17 protein-coding genes are annotated in these 15,487 nt (G+C 62.9%); 8 read left to right on the plus strand and 9 right to left on the minus strand.

Features of this window, described 5'->3' with window-relative positions:
- The first annotated feature begins 181 nt into the window (after window positions 1-181).
- Genes E2A64_RS07315 through E2A64_RS07325 form a run of 3 tightly spaced genes read left to right on the plus strand, consistent with a single transcriptional unit; the run spans window position 182 to window position 2,767 of the window.
- Window positions 182-1,666 carry a leucyl aminopeptidase gene (locus tag E2A64_RS07315; RefSeq protein ID WP_133283728.1) on the plus strand — a complete coding sequence of 495 codons (1,485 nt, stop codon included), beginning with the start codon at window positions 182-184 and terminating at the stop codon, window positions 1,664-1,666.
- Window positions 1,667-1,674: 8 nt separating this feature from the next.
- On the plus strand, window positions 1,675-2,133 hold the full coding sequence (locus E2A64_RS07320; protein WP_133283729.1) for a DNA polymerase III subunit chi: 459 nt from the start codon (window positions 1,675-1,677) through the stop codon (window positions 2,131-2,133).
- A gap of 28 nt (window positions 2,134-2,161) precedes the next feature.
- Window positions 2,162-2,767, plus strand: a complete 606-nt coding sequence (locus tag E2A64_RS07325; RefSeq protein ID WP_133283730.1) for a hypothetical protein — start codon at window positions 2,162-2,164, stop codon at window positions 2,765-2,767.
- On the opposite strand, the gene E2A64_RS07330 is transcribed toward E2A64_RS07325, so the two are convergent.
- Window positions 2,764-5,316: a bifunctional diguanylate cyclase/phosphodiesterase gene (locus E2A64_RS07330; protein WP_133283731.1), complete on the minus strand. Its 2,553-nt coding sequence runs from the start codon at window positions 5,314-5,316 to the stop codon at window positions 2,764-2,766. The two genes, E2A64_RS07325 and E2A64_RS07330, sit on opposite strands and share 4 nt — an antisense overlap.
- A gap of 463 nt (window positions 5,317-5,779) precedes the next feature.
- Between E2A64_RS07330 and E2A64_RS07335 the strand changes: the two genes are divergently transcribed.
- Window positions 5,780-5,977 carry a hypothetical protein gene (locus tag E2A64_RS07335; protein ID WP_133283732.1) on the plus strand — a complete coding sequence of 66 codons (198 nt, stop codon included), beginning with the start codon at window positions 5,780-5,782 and terminating at the stop codon, window positions 5,975-5,977.
- Between the two features lie 20 nt (window positions 5,978-5,997).
- On the opposite strand, the gene E2A64_RS07340 is transcribed toward E2A64_RS07335, so the two are convergent.
- The 3 genes from E2A64_RS07340 to E2A64_RS07350 all read right to left on the minus strand — a co-directional run bounded on the left by E2A64_RS07340 (window position 5,998) and on the right by E2A64_RS07350 (window position 9,349).
- The gene (locus tag E2A64_RS07340) at window positions 5,998-6,570 is read right to left on the minus strand and encodes a DUF922 domain-containing protein (protein WP_133283733.1); all 573 of its coding nucleotides are present in this window, start codon (window positions 6,568-6,570) and stop codon (window positions 5,998-6,000) included.
- Between the two features lie 142 nt (window positions 6,571-6,712).
- Window positions 6,713-8,593 carry an ABC-F family ATP-binding cassette domain-containing protein gene (locus E2A64_RS07345; RefSeq protein WP_133283734.1) on the minus strand — a complete coding sequence of 627 codons (1,881 nt, stop codon included), beginning with the start codon at window positions 8,591-8,593 and terminating at the stop codon, window positions 6,713-6,715.
- A 156-nt stretch (window positions 8,594-8,749) separates the two neighbouring features.
- Window positions 8,750-9,349, minus strand: coding sequence for a hypothetical protein (locus tag E2A64_RS07350; protein WP_133283735.1), 600 nt, complete (start codon window positions 9,347-9,349; stop codon window positions 8,750-8,752).
- A 356-nt stretch (window positions 9,350-9,705) separates the two neighbouring features.
- Here E2A64_RS07350 and E2A64_RS07355 point away from each other — a divergent pair, with 356 nt between their 5' ends.
- The 4 genes from E2A64_RS07355 (at window position 9,706) to ndk (ending at window position 12,342) form a co-directional block, all read left to right on the plus strand.
- Window positions 9,706-10,332, plus strand: a complete 627-nt coding sequence (locus E2A64_RS07355) for a DUF2799 domain-containing protein (RefSeq protein WP_133283736.1) — start codon at window positions 9,706-9,708, stop codon at window positions 10,330-10,332.
- A gap of 27 nt (window positions 10,333-10,359) precedes the next feature.
- A complete protein-coding gene (locus E2A64_RS07360; RefSeq protein ID WP_133283737.1) occupies window positions 10,360-10,971 on the plus strand; it encodes an SH3 domain-containing protein in 612 nt (203 codons plus the stop codon).
- A gap of 121 nt (window positions 10,972-11,092) precedes the next feature.
- Complete coding sequence (locus E2A64_RS07365) at window positions 11,093-11,785, plus strand: glutathione S-transferase family protein (protein WP_133283738.1); 693 nt, start codon at window positions 11,093-11,095, stop codon at window positions 11,783-11,785.
- A 134-nt stretch (window positions 11,786-11,919) separates the two neighbouring features.
- Complete coding sequence (gene ndk, locus E2A64_RS07370; RefSeq protein WP_133283739.1) at window positions 11,920-12,342, plus strand: nucleoside-diphosphate kinase; 423 nt, start codon at window positions 11,920-11,922, stop codon at window positions 12,340-12,342.
- 83 nt (window positions 12,343-12,425) lie between these two features.
- Here ndk and E2A64_RS07375 read toward each other — a convergent pair whose 3' ends face one another.
- The 5 genes from E2A64_RS07375 to pgsA all read right to left on the minus strand — a co-directional run bounded on the left by E2A64_RS07375 (window position 12,426) and on the right by pgsA (window position 15,428).
- A complete protein-coding gene (locus E2A64_RS07375; protein WP_206662422.1) occupies window positions 12,426-13,313 on the minus strand; it encodes a DMT family transporter in 888 nt (295 codons plus the stop codon).
- Window positions 13,314-13,415: 102 nt separating this feature from the next.
- Window positions 13,416-14,105: a uracil-DNA glycosylase gene (ung, locus tag E2A64_RS07380; RefSeq protein WP_428977455.1), complete on the minus strand. Its 690-nt coding sequence runs from the start codon at window positions 14,103-14,105 to the stop codon at window positions 13,416-13,418.
- Window positions 14,102-14,578, minus strand: coding sequence for a molybdenum cofactor biosynthesis protein MoaE (locus tag E2A64_RS07385; protein ID WP_133283741.1), 477 nt, complete (start codon window positions 14,576-14,578; stop codon window positions 14,102-14,104). Before E2A64_RS07385 ends, ung begins: the two co-directional genes overlap by 4 nt.
- A gap of 2 nt (window positions 14,579-14,580) precedes the next feature.
- Window positions 14,581-14,832 carry a molybdopterin converting factor subunit 1 gene (moaD, locus tag E2A64_RS07390; RefSeq protein ID WP_133283742.1) on the minus strand — a complete coding sequence of 84 codons (252 nt, stop codon included), beginning with the start codon at window positions 14,830-14,832 and terminating at the stop codon, window positions 14,581-14,583.
- Window positions 14,833-14,843: 11 nt separating this feature from the next.
- Complete coding sequence (pgsA, locus tag E2A64_RS07395; protein WP_133283743.1) at window positions 14,844-15,428, minus strand: CDP-diacylglycerol--glycerol-3-phosphate 3-phosphatidyltransferase; 585 nt, start codon at window positions 15,426-15,428, stop codon at window positions 14,844-14,846.
- Window positions 15,429-15,487: the final 59 nt, after the last annotated feature.

Raw genomic sequence — 15,487 nt, forward strand, 5'->3', positions numbered from 1 at the left:
CCGCGCCAAAGGGCGGGCAGGCTTGAAAGGGCAGGGGCATACACTACCATAACAATCCTGCTGGGGACCGGCCATCGGCGCCGGAACCACGCGACCCGAACCTTGCCTTTGGGGCCAAAAGGGTGAAGATCGCCGGCCGGAGCCCGGCCCCCAATTGAACAAACGCATTTCTGGAGAACCCATGTCTGTCGAAATCGATATTTCCTTCGCAAAATCCGCCAAGGTTTCCGGCGGCCTCGCAGTCGCCATCGGTACGGAGGCAGAGCCGGTCTCGGCGGCGGCGCGCGGCTTCGATCCCGCCGATATTCTCGACAAGGCCGTCTCGGTCGCCGGCTTCAAGGGCAAAGCCTATGCGACGGTCGACGTTCTGGCGCCGAAGGATTCTCCGGCCGACCGCATCGCCATTGTCGGGGCAGGCAAGCCGGAAGAGCGCAGCGAATATGACTGGATGCGTATCGGCGGCAAGATCTTCACGCTGATCCGCTCGGCCAAAACGGTCACGATCGCTCTCGGCGAAGCCGATGAGCCCGATGCGGAGGCTGCCGCCGATCTCGCGCTTGGCCTGATCATGCGCGCCTATGATTTCGACACCTACAAGACACCGAAGGAAGACGACGAAGACGCCTCCGGCACCGTCAAGGTGACGATCGTTCATTCCGATACAAGCGCCTGCAAGAAGGCGTTCGCCGACCGCGAGGCAGTGGCAGGCGGCGTCAAGCTCGCCCGCGATCTTGTCAATGAACCGGCCAACATACTCGGCCCGGTCGAGTTCGCCGCCAAGGCCACGGAACTCGAAAAGCTCGGCGTCGAGGTGACGATCCTCACCGAGAAGGAACTCAAGGACCTCAAGATGGAGGCGCTGCTCGGCGTCGCCATCGGCTCCGCCCGCCCGCCGCGCCTCGCCGTGATGCAATGGAAGGGCGGCAAGTCGAAGGACAAGCCGCTCGCCTTCGTCGGCAAGGGCGTTGTCTTCGATACCGGCGGCATTTCCATCAAGCCGGCCGGCGGCATGGAGGACATGAAGGGCGACATGGGCGGCGCGGCTGCCGTGATCGGCCTCATGCACACGCTGGCGGCCCGCAAGGCCAAGGTCAACGCGGTCGGCATACTCGGTCTCGTCGAGAACATGCCCGACGGTGCTGCGCAGCGTCCGGGCGACATCGTGCGCTCCATGTCCGGCCAGACAATCGAGATCATCAACACCGACGCCGAGGGGCGCCTCGTCCTCTGCGATGCGCTCTGGTATTGCCGTGAGCGATTCGATCCGAAAGTGATGATCAACCTCGCCACGCTGACAGGTGCGGTCATTATTGCCCTGGGTCATCACCATGCCGGCATGTTCTCCAATGACGACGATCTCGCCGCCGCGCTCACCAGCGCCGGACTGCGCTCCGAGGAAAAGGTCTGGCGGCTTCCGCTCGGCCCGGAATACGACAAGCTCATCGATTCCAAGTTCGCCGACATGAAGAACACCGGTGGCCGTTCGGCCGGCTCGATCACGGCCGCGCAGTTCCTCAAGCGCTTCGTCAAGGACACGCCCTGGGCGCATCTCGACGTGGCCGGCACCGCAATGGGGTCGCCGTCCAACGATGTGAACCGCTCCTGGGGATCGGGTTTCGGCGTTCGCCTGCTCGACCGCTACGTCCGCGACACCCACGAGAACTGAGTGCCGAAATGGCCGAGGCGCTGTTCTATCATCTGACGGAAACCCGCCTTGAGGATGCCCTCCCGCCGCTTCTGGAGAAAAGTCTGGAACGCGGCTGGAAGGTGTCCGTCCACATGGGCAGCGAAGAGCGCCGCGATGCGCTCGATGCCCATCTCTGGACATTCCGCGACGAGAGTTTCCTTCCGCACGGCATCGACTTCGCGGCCGATGACGGTATGGCGGAGCGCCAGCCCGTGCTTCTGACGCTGTCGAACGAACCGGCCAACAAGGCCAGTGTGCGTTTTGCCGTCGACGGATCGGATGTGCCCTCGCTCGAGGGCTGCGAGCGTCTTGTCCTGATGTTCGACGGGCACGACCAGTCGCAGGTCGACCGGGCACGGGCGCAGTGGAAGGACCTCAAGGCCGGCGATCACACGCTGACCTACTGGCAGCAGACACCCGACCGGCGCTGGGAGCGCAAGGCGTGAAGATGATGGAGGCGGCACGGAAGGTTTCATGCGTCTGATCGCTCTTCTCGTCGCGATAGCCGGCGCATTGATGGCCTTTGGTTACACCGCCTGGATCGACTTGGGCTCCGGCGCGGAGATCGGTCGCTATTCCGTCGCCACGATACCCGCCGCACCCAGCGGTCCGACGCTGACACTTTCGGCGGCCGATGCGCCCGTCGGCATCTATCTCACCGCCGCCGTCCCCAATATCGCCGAAAGGCCCGCCGAGGGGCCTTCCACGGCCGTGTATGCGCTGACCGTCACGAGCGGGGCCGAGGTGGTCGAGCGTAGGGACGTCAGCTTTCGGTTCACCTATCCGGCGAACGACAGGGCGCTCAAGCCGAGCCGGCCACGCCAGACACAGCTTGCACTGCTGGTCGATCCCATGGATGGCGGGCCCTATCGGATATCCGTCGCGCGCAGAGGAAACGGCGTGAAGCTCGCCAGCGTCGTCCTCTCGGTCAGGCGCAAGGCAGTGGTTCCGGACGAGCGCATCGCGCCTGCGGGGTTCCTGCTTCTCGTGATCGGTGGCGTGGCATTCACGCTGATGGGGCGGCGCAGGAAGCCGGGCAGCGATCCGCGCCCGCCTCGCTCGCACAGATGGGGCCGCTAGCTGTCGCGGCGCCAGTCCTCCCGGGCGACATAGCGAGGCAGGTCGCCGGCAGCCATGGGCTGGCCGAAATAGAAGCCCTGCAGGCACTCGCACTCGAGCTCGCGCAGGATCTCGAGATGCTGGCGCGTCTCGACGCCCTCGGCGCAGACCTGGATCCCCTGCGATTTTCCGATGTCGATGATGGACTTGATCAGTCCGCGTTGCGAGGGACTGTCCGCGATGGGGGCGATGAGTCGCCGGTCGATCTTCAGCCGGTACGGGCTCAGTTTCAGCAGTCCGATGATCGAGGCGTGCCCGGTGCCGAAATCGTCGATGGCGATATCCACCCCGAGTTCGCGCAGCTTGCCGATGTGCTTGTCGTAGACCGGATCGCTGTCGTCGAGGAAGATCGATTCCAGCAACTCGATGGAGATGCGGTTGCGTGCCCAGTCGTTTCGGGCGAGCGTGTCGATCAGGCCTTCGTCGGCAAGCCGGTTGGCCGACACGTTGACCGACACTTCCGGCACCGCGATGCCCGCCTCGTCCCAGCGTTTGAGGTCCTTGAGAACCTTTTCGAGGATCGCGCGGTCGATCTCATGCATGGCGTTGAGATCTTGCGCCACGCTGAGGAAGCGGTCGGGCGTGAGAATGCCTTCGACCGGGTGCCGCCAGCGCGCCAGTGCCTCGACGCCGATGATGTCGAGTGTGCGGCTGCAGAACTGCGGCTGGTAGAAGGCGAAGAAGTCGCCCTGCGCCAGCCCCTTGATGATGTCGTCGCCGCACTGCTTCTGGGCAACGATCTCGGAATGCATCCGTGCATCGAAATGGGTGGCCTGGTTGCGGCCGAGATTCTTGGCCCGGTAGAGCGCCAGGTCGGCATTGATGAGAAGCTGCCGCGCTGATGTCCGGCCGTCGGCGATGGCGACGCCGATACTCGTGGAGGTCCTGCATTCCTGGCCGCGCCAGTAGATGGGCACGTTGCTGCGCTGGATGATCTCGTTGATCATGCCGTGCAGCCGTTCCGGACCGGGGGAGGGCGACAGGATGACCACGAACTCGTCGCCGCCGATACGCGCGACGGTGTTGCGCGGGCCGACTATGGCGCTCAGCATGCCTGCCATGTGCACGAGAAGGGCGTCGCCCGCCGCATGGCCGCGCGTGTCGTTGATCTGCTTGAAGCGATCCAGATCGACGTGAAGGATGGTGACGTTGTCGCAACCGCGCTCGTTGGAGAGGGAATCGAGCAGCCTGTCGAGGTAGCGCCGGTTGGCGAGCCCTGTCAGCGCATCGTGAAGCGACGCATGTTCCATCGCCGCGCGTGCGGTCTCGATCTCGACGTTGCGCTGCTCGGCCAGGATTTTGGCGCGGTCGAGGGCCTCGGCGCGCTCGACATCCGTCGTGATGTCCCAGTTCGCGCCGAGCATTTTCCAGCCGCCACCGGCAAGCTGGGAGAAGGTGGCATAGGAGCGCAGGTGCCGGATTTCGCCATCGGGACGGATGATGCGGTATTGGCAGTTGTAGTTGCTCCGCGTCGTCACGCCGGCTCCGGCGATCGCCATCGCGTGTTCTCGGTCATCCGGATGAAGCATGCTCGGCCAGGCCAGCGACGAATGCTCGAAATCAGCTGGCGAACATCCGAAGATCTCGCATGTCCGCTCGTCCCAGATGGTCTCCAGCGTCGCGGGGTCGGTTTCCCAGATGCCGATGCGGGAGGTGTCCAGGGCCAATTGCAGGCGCTCGCTCAACTCATGATAGGTTTCCTGGCTCTTCTTGAGCTCGGTGATGTCGGTGTCGGTGCCCATGATGTGGAGCGGGGTGCCGTCTTCCCGGCGCTCCAGGCAGCAGCCGCGGACCATGATCCAGATCCAGTTGCCGTCCTGACGCCGATAGCGGTACTCATAGGCAATCTCGTCGACTTCGCCGGACTTCTGTTTGGCGAAAAGGTCGGTGGCCATGTCGCGGTCGTCGGGATGAATGAAGCCGAAGCCGTGACTGGTAATGAACTCGACCGTCGCGTCTTCGTCGAAGGCGCGCATTCTCTTCCAGGCGGCGGAGAACTCCCAGACGTCGTTCTCGACGTCGTAATCCCACATGCCCTGTCCGGCGTTTTCAAGCGCGAAGGTCCACCGCTGCAACACATCCGCTGCGGCCTTTTCAGCCCTTTTCTGCTTGCCAATGGAGGTAACCTGAGTGACGAAGGCCGGCCCGCCATTCGCCCTCATGCCGGGCATCTTCGCTGTCGAGAAGAGCACCCACTGGAATTCGCCGTCCTTGTTGAGAATTCTGCGTTCGGCGGTCCAGCTGTCCTTCGTTCCTTCGGTCAGCGCGATGAAGGCCGCGCGGTAGGAAAGGCGCTCATCCGGATGCAGCAGATGCATGCCGTCGGTGCCGATGAACTGTTCGGCGGTAAGCCCGGAATATTCGCAGAGGCGCTTGCTGATGTGAAGAATGCGACCGGCGGCATCGACCACGAAAAGACCGACGGCCGCGCTTGCAAACAGGCCGTTCCAGGCTTCTGCAAGCTCGGCGTCGGCAACGTCCCGCGTAGCCGCAATCATCTCAGCCGCCATGTGTCGTCACCCCGCGCTCCGAACCCGAACGGCCAAAAACCATTCCCGTTCCGCACTGAAACGGTCGATGAAGCTGCTGCGCTATGGGTGGCAGGATCATGTTGAAAGGTTCGCCCGGAACTTTGTACGACGCTCGTTTGCGCAGGCTACGTTGCGAAAGTTAATCAAATATCCATTTTGTATGATAAATCGCCAAAGCGGGCCGCTTGATGGCTGGCTCGGCTTCATTCAGGTAAATCAATGGCTTGCGCGAAGGCCGTTCGCCCGTTCCTTTCCGGGTGGGGGTGACCCGCAAACCTGCGCGCCGCGCCCCGTCGCATGTCGATCCGCGTCCGTCATGCGCGGGGCATGGTGGCGGCGGCCGGGCCTGAGACCGGTTCGGGGCTCCCGCTTGCTGCATCCTTACGGGAACCAATCCGTATCCGGCACGTAATTCATTGAGGGAAACCGTATGGAGGAAGTCATGGACGAACCCAGGGAAGTCTCGCAAACGATGAAGGTCTGCCACGCCGCGAAGGCCGGCGAGGGGCTCGAAAAGGAAGCGCTCAAGCGCGAACGGGCCTTCGAGGAGAAGGTCGGGCGCGACAAGCGCAAAGGCGCGGACCGCGTTGAAGAACGCGCTGAAGCCGCTAACGGCAAAGGCCCCGTGGCCGACGACTGATCTCTCCCAGGGAGAGATGTTCAGGGCAGAAGCGCCCTCAGCCGCGTGCGTTCCTCCATGTCGAACGCCTTCTGGGCAAAGCGGTGAGCCATCTGCAGGCCACGGACTTTCTTGGTCAGGCCGGCCTCGAGTGTCTCGCAACCTTCCGTGCTGCTCGCGTTCGAGATGACGTGCTCGATGCGCGCTGCGAATTCTTCTGCGATCGTCACATGCATCTGCTCGTGCTCGCGCACGGTGTCCTCGAGCGTCTTCCACTGCCCCGACATCGAGGCCGGGATGGGGGTGGCTTCGTCCCATTGCGGCAGCGTCATGTCGATGTTCATGTTGACGCGGACCTTGGCGGTCTTGCAGGTCACGCCGTCCGACATGTAGGCGAATTGCGGCTCGATCACCACATTGGTAAGCCCGAAGGCCTTGCCGCCGAGCGGCCCGCCCAGCCGGATGCTGTTCTTCAACCCCTGAATGTCGGATCCGCCGACATCGTAGTGATTGACGATCTGTGTGACTTCAGCGTTTGCGGGTCCCCACCACGCAAGGCACGAAGCCGCGACCGCCAGAGCCGAAGCCGTGGCGCCGATCTTTCGAGTATTCATCAGCTGTCCCCATTCTTGTTCCCTTGGTTTCTCCTCCAAAGGAAAGGGTAGGCTACGAAACTTGCCTGAAATTGAAACCGGGACCGCGGGGCCTGGGCAGGTTTGTCGGTACCTGTTGTAGAATAGCTGCAGTCACAGCCCGTCAGTCTTCGCCGACAGCCTGTTCGTATTCAGCCTGAAGCGCGAGCCATTCCTCTTCGGTGCGCTCGAGTTCGCTGGCCTTGTCTGCGCGCTTCTTGGAAAGCTGGGCGATCTTCCAGGACGCATTCTCAATCGTTTCCGGATCTGCAAGCTCTTCATCAAGAGACTGAATCTGTTTGCCAAGTTTCTCGGTCAAGGATTCGAGATCATTGATCTTTTTCTTCAGCGTCGCATTTGCGGAGCGCTTGTCGGCGGCCTCGCGGCGTTTCTCCGCCTTCGACGATCCGTCGCCGTTTTCCTGCTTCGAGCGGCTCTTTCCACCCGACACGATATCCTGACGATAGTCTTCGAGATCGCCGTCGAAATTGCTGACCGTACCGTCACGAACCACCCACAAACGATCGACGGTGGCTTCGATCAGGTGGCGATCGTGCGAAATCAGGATCACTGCGCCCGGAAATTCATTGAGGGCGGTGATCAGGGCCGCGCGGCTATCGATATCGAGGTGGTTCGTCGGCTCGTCGAGGATGATGAGATTGGGGTTGTCGAACGTCGACAGCCCCATCAGGAGCCGTGCTTTCTCACCGCCCGAGAGATCCTTGGCGGGCGTATTCATTTTCTCGGTCGTCAGCCCCATGCGGGCCACGCGGGAGCGCACCTTCGCCTCGGCGGCTTCCGGCATCAGCGCCCGCACATGGGCGACGGCGCTTTCGCCGGGGCGCAGATCGTCGAGCTGGTGTTGCGCGAAGAAACCGACCTTGAGCTGCGGAGCCAGCTTGATGTCGCCGCTCCCGGTTTCCAGCCGTCCGGCAATCAACTTGGCGAATGTCGACTTGCCGTTGCCGTTCGAACCCAGAAGCGCGATGCGGTCATCCGCATCGATCCGCAGATCCAGGCGGTTGAGCACGGGCTTGCCCGGCTCGTAGCCGACGGAGCCTTCGCGGATCGCGATGATCGGGGAGGAGGGGATCTTCTCGGGCGCTGCGAAGGTGAAACCGCTGACGTGGTCCTCGATGACCGCGTCGACCGTGCCCATCCTTTCGAGAGCTTTCAGGCGGGACTGCGCCTGACGCGCCTTGGACGCCTTGGCGCGGAAGCGCTCGACGAAGGATTCCATGTGCTTGCGCTTGGCGAGGTTCTTCTCGCGCGCCTTCATCTGCAGCATGTCGCGCTCGGCCTTCTGGCGCTCGAACTGGTCGAAATTGCCGCGATAGAGCGTCAGTTTCCGCTGGTCGAGATGCACGATCATGTTCGCCGCGGTGTTCAGGAGGTCGCGGTCGTGGCTGATGATGATGACGGTATAGGGGTAGCGGCGGATATATTCCTCGAGCCAGAGCGTGCCTTCGAGGTCGAGATAGTTGGTCGGCTCGTCGAGAAGCAGCAGGTCGGGCGCCGAGAAGAGGACCGAGGCAAGGGCTACGCGCATCCGCCAGCCACCGGAGAAGCTCGAAGCGGGCCGCTGCTGCGCCGCCTCGTCGAAACCGAGACCCGCGAGAATGGAGGCGGCACGGGCTTCCGCCGAATGGGCGTCGATATCCACGAGCCGCGTCTGGATCTCCGCGATACGGTGCGGATCAGTCGCCGTTTCCGCCTCTTCCATCAGCGAGGCGCGCTCGGTATCGGCTCTGAGCACGATATCGATGAGCGGTGTTTCCTCCGAGGGTGCTTCCTGCGCCACCTGGCCGATGCGGGTATTCTTCGGGATCGATACCGAACCGGTCTCCGATGCCAGCTCGCCGGTGATCACCCGGAAGAGCGTCGATTTTCCCGCTCCGTTGCGGCCGACGAAACCGACCTTGGCGCCATCCGGAAAGGATACGGTGGCGTTTTCGATGAGCAGGCGGCCTGCGATGCGGGCGGAAATGTCGTTGAGCGTGATCATGCCCGCGCTTTTGGCGGAGGCGGCGTTCCGTTGCAAGCCATGGAACGTGAAATCCGGCCATTGTGACAAAAGAACCCGCCGAGGGAGGGTATTGAGCGGCAAAAAGGACGGCCCCCGAGAGGGCCGCCTGTCCGTGCCAGGGGAGCAACCCCCGCGTCAGCGCGAGGCCGCTACGCGCACCAGCTTGCACAGGTCGACGAGGTCGCGCTCGAAGCGCTGCGGCGAGCGAAGGACGTCGATGCATTTTCTCTTGTAGTCAGCCAGCTGGGCGTCGCTCAGCTTCCCGATCGCCGCAGTTGCATCCGGATCGATGCCGGAGGGCGGGGTGGTGTCGTCATTGTCATTGCTCGTGAAGCCGAGTGCGGCGGCGATACCCGTGTTCTGGCCGACACTCGCATCCGCCTCTGCGTTCAGATTGCCGACCCCGACATCGACATCGGCATTGACGCCGTTATTGGCGTCGACCGTTGCATCGGCGTTGACGCCGCCGGCGCCACCGACATTGGCATCGACATCGGCAACGCTGTCGCTGCCACCGACGCTCGCGGAGGCGCTGGCGGCGCCGCCGACACTTGCGCCGGCACCGATGCCGCCGCTTCCATTGCCGCCGATCCCGGCCGAGACGCCGCCGACGCTGACGCCGATGCCGCCATTATTGTTGCCGCCGATGGATTGCGCGTTGGCAAGCGACGGGAGTGCAAGGACAAGTGAACCGGCCGCAAGACCGATAGCAAGTCGCTGTGTGAAGGTCCTCATGATGCTGTTCCTCGTTTTTTCTTTTCTGCCCGGGGTTGTCCTGGGCTGTAAGAACAATGCGAGGTGGTGCCGGTTGGTTCCGCTTCGACTGCCGGCGTGGTGAGGATAATCTATACGAAATACATATATAATTCTTTATATGATGGATGTGTATTCTTTGAAAGTTCTGATTCCAAATGCTGAATTGCGCTTTTGCCGGGTGATGAGCGCGAACCTGTCCTGCGCCGCAATGTGCTATACTGAGATATGGCTGGCTTGGATTGAAAATTGACACCCACCACGGGCTTTCCTAAAGATTCCGCCAGGTCGTGAGGCACCGGCAGCCCGGTGCGCGGTCGGCCGCAGGGGAATGGTCCATGAAGTTTTCGCGATTGGCACTGGGTGGAGCGGTTCTGGCACTTCCCCTCATGCTCGGCTCCTGTGCGACGATGTCGAGGGATGAATGTGTGGCCGCCGACTGGGGCTTGGTCGGCGAAACCGACGGGGCTGCGGGCTACGATCCGCAGACGCGTTTCGCCGCGCATGCAAAGAGCTGTCAAAAAGCCGGCGTCGTCCCTGACCAGACGGCCTGGTATGAGGGCTTCGAGAAGGGCGTCGTCCGCTACTGCACTCCGCTCAATGGCCTCGAGCAGGGCAGGACGGGCAAGATCTATCACAATGTCTGCCCGGTGAACTCTTCGGAAGGCTTCCTGCGCGGCTATCACCTCGGTAAGACCGAGTATGACCAGCGCCACCGCGTCGAAAGTCTTGACAGCCGGATAAGCCAGCTGGAGTTCAGCATCGCCGAACTCCGGAAGAAAATCGCCGACGGCACGCTCAAGCAGGCCGAAGCGGAACCTGAGCTTCGCCGGCTCAATCGCGAGAGACGGCGCCTGAGGCTGGAAATGATCAGCGAGGAACTCGATCTGCGCACCATTGAACGGGACGGCGAAATTTTCGCCGCAAATCCGGATATGGTCATCCCGCCGCGATACCGGTACTGACGTCCGATCCTTCTCTTGGAGTAACCGATGAAAACGCTTCTGCTGGCGTCGGCCCTGGCCTTCGCCTCCTTCTCTTCCGCTGCCCTTGCCGCTCAATCCTACCGTTGCGGCGATCCGGCACGCGGCCTCTCCATCACGATCGATATCGCACCGGAAAACGGCGTGGGCGGATTTGACGGAATGGGGCGCGGGGGTCTGCTGACACCGGACGGGCAGGGAGCCTGGGTGAACAGGGAATCCGGCGTGCAGTTCATTCCGGAGAGGATGCCTCCCATGGTGGTGCTCGGCGGCGCGGAGTTTCCGTGCGAGGACGCGGCCGCCGCTCCGTCGGATCTTTCGGGCATGGCGCCGCCGGCCGAGGGCGAGCGGCCGATGGGCGAAACCGACATCAATGCACCCGGTCATTCGCTCGGCGGCAAGCTGCGCGAAGGACCCGGCACCGAATTCCCGGAAATCGCGACCTTGCCGGACGGCATGCCGCTGATCATCATTTCGAATTCCCATGTCGTCCATGACGACTTCGAGTGGTTCCGCGTGGCCCTGTCGGATGGTCGCGTGGGCTATCAGTGGGGCGGGGCGCTCTGCTCGAAACGTCTGGAACTGGCCGGCTTGCAGCGAATGTGCGGCGCGACCAACTGAGGCGGCGCGCTTCGGGGCGGGGCGGCGATCACGGCGACGTTCAAACTTTTTGATTTGCGCGCGCCGCAGTGCGGTCCGATACCGGAGCACATCCAGCCAGGTTTCCCATCAGGAGCAACACATGACCCGCAAGCTCTACACCCTCTGTGGTGCCGACACTGACCGCCATTTTTCCCCCCATGCCTGGAAGGCGGAAATGGCGCTCCGCCACAAGGGGCTCGCGTTCGACGCGGTCCCGACATCCTTCACGAAGATCCCGCAGATCGAGAACGGCGCCTCCAGAACGGTCCCGCTTCTCGTCGATGGCGACAGGACCGTCGGCGACAGTTTTGCGATTGCCGAATATCTGGAGGAGGCCTATCCGGATGCGCCCTCGCTCTTCGGTGGACCCGGCGGCAAGGCCGCTGCCCGTTTCATCGAGCGCTGGAGCCTCGCCAACGTCCAGGCGCCGATGATGCCTGTCATCATTCTCGACATCTACGACAAGCTGGCGGCTGAGGATCAGGCCTATTTCCGCGAAAGCCGCGAGGCCCGTCTCGGCAAGACCCTCGAAGACGTGGCAGCCGGTGGCGACGCCGCACTCGCGGCCTATCCCGCCAGGCTGGAACCGCTCCGCCAGACGCTGTCCTTCCAGCCCTTCCTCGGCGGCGAGACACCGCTGTTTTCCGATTACATCGTCTTCGGCGGCCTGCAATGGGCGCGCGTCGCCTCCGGCGTGACGCTGTTGGCGCAGGACGATCCGGTCAGTGCCTGGTTCGAGCGTTGTCTCGACCTCTTCGACGGGGCCGGACGCAAGGTGCCTGCCGCCGCCTGATGGGGTCCTTGCCCCTTGTTTCGTGGCGCGTTGACCGCTATTGAAGCGCCAACTCCGGGCGGCCAATGGCTGCCCGGTCTCGCAATCACCAATCGGCGGTCGCTCCGGCCGCGCTCAACCACGGAAAGAGAACCATGGCGATCGAACGTACCTTCTCGATGATCAAGCCCGATGCCACCAAGCGCAACCTCACCGGCGCGATCACCAAGATGCTCGAAGATGCCGGCCTGCGCGTCGTTGCCTCCAAGCGCGTCTGGATGAGCCTGCGTGAAGCCGAAGGCTTTTACGCCGTCCACAAGGAACGCCCCTTCTTTGGCGAACTGACCGAATTCATGTCCTCGGGCCCGACCATCGTTCAGGTTCTCGAAGGTGAAAACGCCATCGCCAAGAACCGCGAAGTCATGGGCGCCACCAACCCGGCCGATGCTGCCGAAGGCACCATCCGCAAGCTCCATGCCCTGTCGATCGGCGAGAACTCGGTCCACGGTTCGGATGCTCCGGAAACCGCTGCCGAGGAAATCGCCTACTGGTTCTCCGGCACCGAAATCGTCGGCTGAATCACTTTCCCGGCTTCCGCTGCGAAGTCGCTGGAATGACTCATCAAACCGGGCTCGCAAGGGCCCGGTTTTTTGTTGCCCGGTCAGGATTTGAGCTTTTCCTGCCGCAACAGGATGTAGATGCCCGAAGCAGCGATGATCACCGCTCCGAGATAGGTGGTCATGTCCGGGATCGTGCCCCAGACCAGCCAGCCGACGATGCTCGCCCAGATCAGCGCGGTATAGTCGAACGGCGCCACCACTGCCGCCGGGGCAGTCCGGAAGGCTTCGCTGACGACGGCCACGCCGAACGACCAGAAGATCGCCATGGCCACGAAGACGGCGAAATCCGTCCCCGTGATTTCCGGCCACTCGCCGAACAGCACGAAGCTCGAGTAAACGGCCGGGACGGCGCTCAGGTAGAACACAACCGTTCGCATCGTGTCGGCGGAGTGAAGCCAGCGCGAACTGATCATGATGAACGCGTAGACGAATGCCGTCGCAACCGCGAATAGTGAAGCCGGCTGGAATGTCTCCGCACTCGGCCGCACGATTATCATGACGCCGACGAAGCCGACGAGGACGGCGCTCCAGCGGCGAGCGCCCACCTTGTCGCCGAGAAGCGGCACCGAAAGAGCGGTGATGAAGATGGGGGCTGCGAAGAAAAGCGCCGTGGCGTCGGCGAGGGAAAGAACCTTCAGCGCGTTGAAGAAGCAGAAGGTGGCGGCCAGCACCAGCAGACCGCGAAACGCGTGCGGCGCGAACCGTTTCGTGCTCAGTCCCTGAAAGCCGTCCTTCATCAGGATGAGGGTCACGATCATCGGCACGGTGATTACGCTGCGCACGAAAGTGATCTGGAACGGATCGTAGCGATCGACCAGCCATTTGGCGGAGGTATCGTTCATCACCAGCAGCAATGCGCCCAGGCACATCAAAAGGATGGCCTTGCGGTTGGTCGCCGCCGAGCCGAAATCGGCATTCTTGGGTGTCACAGGTCAGTCTCCGCCGCGCGTCGTCGCCGTTCACATATCGCTAAAACGAAGCGGCGGAAACCTCGGCAGAGTTGTAGAAGGCCCGCCTGTTGACGCCAGGCGTCAGGAGACGGTTTCCGGAAGGCTCCAGTCGATCGGTGCGCGCCCGTTCTTCTCCAGAAAGGCGTTGGCCTTCGAAAAATGCCCGCATCCGAGAAAGCCGCGATGGGCGGAGAGCGGGGAGGGGTGCGGTGCCGTCAGCACCAGATGCTTCGACGTGTCGACGAAGCTTGCCTTCTTCTGGGCGTAGGATCCCCACAGCATGAACACCACCGGCTGATCGAGCGCGTTGACCTTCTCGATCACCTTGTCGGTGAATTTTTCCCAGCCGCGTCCCTGATGCGACGCCGCAAGCCCGCGCTCGACGGTGAGCACGCTGTTGAGAAGCAGCACGCCCTGCCTGGCCCAGTGCTCGAGGAAGCCGTGGCGCGGGCGCGCGATGCCGAGATCGGCCTCGATCTCCTTGTAGATGTTGACGAGCGAGGGCGGCACCTTCACGCCTGGCTGGACCGAGAAACACAGGCCATGGGCCTGGCCGTCGCCGTGATAGGGATCCTGGCCGAGAATGACGACCTTGACGCTGTCCAGCGGCGTGAGGTCGAGCGCGCGGAAATATTCCGGTCCCTTCGGGAAGATCGCCTTGCCAGCGGCGTGCTCGTCTTTCAGGAAACGCTTGAGGTCCGCCATATAGGCGCTGTCGAATTCGGGCGCGAGAGCGGTCTTCCAGCTTGCCTCGAGTTGAACCTCGCTCACGATCCCGCCTTCCAGCGGTCGCGGGCGCTGTCGTCAGCGTCCTTGGCGGAGACCCAGTCTCCGCTCGATCCGTCGGCGAGATGTTCCTTCTTCCAGAAGGGGGCTTCGGTCTTGAGGTAGTCCATCAGGAATTCCGCACCCTGGAAGGCGGCATGGCGATGGGGGGCCGCTGCCGCAACCAGCACGATCTGGCCTCCGGGCGCGATCTTGCCGTAGCGGTGGATGGCCAGAATGGCGGACAGCGAGAAACGCTCCGCCGCCTGTTCCGCAATAGCGCGGATCGCGCTTTCGGCCATGCCGGGATAGTGTTCGAGTTCGAGTGCGGCGAGCGTGCCGCCTTCGTCGCGGCAGAGGCCGATGAAGCTTGCCACGCCGCCGATATCGGCGCGCCCTCCGGTGAGCGCGGCCATTTCCGCGCCGAGATCGAAATCTTCAGCCTGAACCCGAACCTCGACGCGCGGCGCGCTCGCCATGGTCAGCCTCCGGTCATGGGCGGAAAGAGGGCGACTTCCTTGGCGCTGCCGATCTTTTCGGAATGCTCGACATGCTCATGGTCGATGGCTGCGCGGATGACTTCGGGAAATGCGAAGGCAGCCTCGTATTCCTCGCCCCGCGTCTTCAGGTGCTCGATGAGGTCGCTGATGGTGACGACGCCCTCCGGCAGGTCGATTTCCTCGTCGGCCTTGCCGATCCTTTCGCGCACCCAGGCGAAATAGATGAGTTTCATCGTGGGGTATCCTATTCGTCGATCACGTGCCGGAGACCGGCGCGGAAATAATCATACCCTGTGTATATGGTCACGATCGCCGCGATCCAAAGAAGCCCGATGCCGATCTCCGTCGTGTAGGGCAGCACCTTGTCGCCCGCCGGGCCGGCAAGCAGGAAGGCGATGGCAAACATCTGCACCGTGGTCTTCCACTTGGCGATCTTCGTGACCGGAACCGAAACCTTCAGTGCCGCCAGATATTCGCGCAGACCGGAGACGAGAATCTCGCGGCAGAGGATGATGATCGCCGCCCAGATCGACCAGCCGGCGATTGTGCCGTCGGCGGCCACCAGCAGCAGCACGGAGGCCACCAGCAGCTTGTCGGCGATGGGGTCGAGCATGCGGCCGATATTCGATGTCTGGTCCCACATGCGGGCAAGATAGCCGTCGAAGAAGTCGGTGATGGAGGCGAGCGAGAACAGCGCGAGTGCCGACCAGCGTGCAAAGTCCGAGCCGTGCAGCCGGCCTTCGATAAAGAAGCAAAGGACGATCAGCGGAACAGCGACGATCCGTGCGTAGGTCAGGAGATTGGGGATATTCAGTGCGCGCGAGGCCATGGAAATATTACCGCATCAGTCATTTGACGCCAAATGAACCCGCCACCCGCCCGGCGTCA

The organism is Pseudohoeflea suaedae, assembly GCF_004354915.1.
Classification (GTDB): Bacteria; Pseudomonadota; Alphaproteobacteria; order Rhizobiales; family Rhizobiaceae; genus Pseudohoeflea; species Pseudohoeflea suaedae.

What these genes read in the sequence shown, in the direction of transcription:
- E2A64_RS07315 (WP_133283728.1), top strand. Translation starts at nt 182, where the DNA reads ATGTCTGTCGAAATCGATATTTCCTTCGCAAAATCCGCCAAGGTTTCC.
- E2A64_RS07320 (WP_133283729.1), top strand. Translation starts at nt 1,675, where the DNA reads ATGGCCGAGGCGCTGTTCTATCATCTGACGGAAACCCGCCTTGAGGAT.
- E2A64_RS07325 (WP_133283730.1), top strand. Translation starts at nt 2,162, where the DNA reads ATGCGTCTGATCGCTCTTCTCGTCGCGATAGCCGGCGCATTGATGGCC.
- E2A64_RS07330 (WP_133283731.1), bottom strand. Translation starts at nt 5,316, where the DNA reads ATGGCGGCTGAGATGATTGCGGCTACGCGGGACGTTGCCGACGCCGAG.
- E2A64_RS07335 (WP_133283732.1), top strand. Translation starts at nt 5,780, where the DNA reads ATGGACGAACCCAGGGAAGTCTCGCAAACGATGAAGGTCTGCCACGCC.
- E2A64_RS07340 (WP_133283733.1), bottom strand. Translation starts at nt 6,570, where the DNA reads ATGAATACTCGAAAGATCGGCGCCACGGCTTCGGCTCTGGCGGTCGCG.
- E2A64_RS07345 (WP_133283734.1), bottom strand. Translation starts at nt 8,593, where the DNA reads ATGATCACGCTCAACGACATTTCCGCCCGCATCGCAGGCCGCCTGCTC.
- E2A64_RS07350 (WP_133283735.1), bottom strand. Translation starts at nt 9,349, where the DNA reads ATGAGGACCTTCACACAGCGACTTGCTATCGGTCTTGCGGCCGGTTCA.
- E2A64_RS07355 (WP_133283736.1), top strand. Translation starts at nt 9,706, where the DNA reads ATGAAGTTTTCGCGATTGGCACTGGGTGGAGCGGTTCTGGCACTTCCC.
- E2A64_RS07360 (WP_133283737.1), top strand. Translation starts at nt 10,360, where the DNA reads ATGAAAACGCTTCTGCTGGCGTCGGCCCTGGCCTTCGCCTCCTTCTCT.
- E2A64_RS07365 (WP_133283738.1), top strand. Translation starts at nt 11,093, where the DNA reads ATGACCCGCAAGCTCTACACCCTCTGTGGTGCCGACACTGACCGCCAT.
- ndk (WP_133283739.1), top strand. Translation starts at nt 11,920, where the DNA reads ATGGCGATCGAACGTACCTTCTCGATGATCAAGCCCGATGCCACCAAG.
- E2A64_RS07385 (WP_133283741.1), bottom strand. Translation starts at nt 14,578, where the DNA reads ATGGCGAGCGCGCCGCGCGTCGAGGTTCGGGTTCAGGCTGAAGATTTC.
- moaD (WP_133283742.1), bottom strand. Translation starts at nt 14,832, where the DNA reads ATGAAACTCATCTATTTCGCCTGGGTGCGCGAAAGGATCGGCAAGGCC.
- pgsA (WP_133283743.1), bottom strand. Translation starts at nt 15,428, where the DNA reads ATGGCCTCGCGCGCACTGAATATCCCCAATCTCCTGACCTACGCACGG.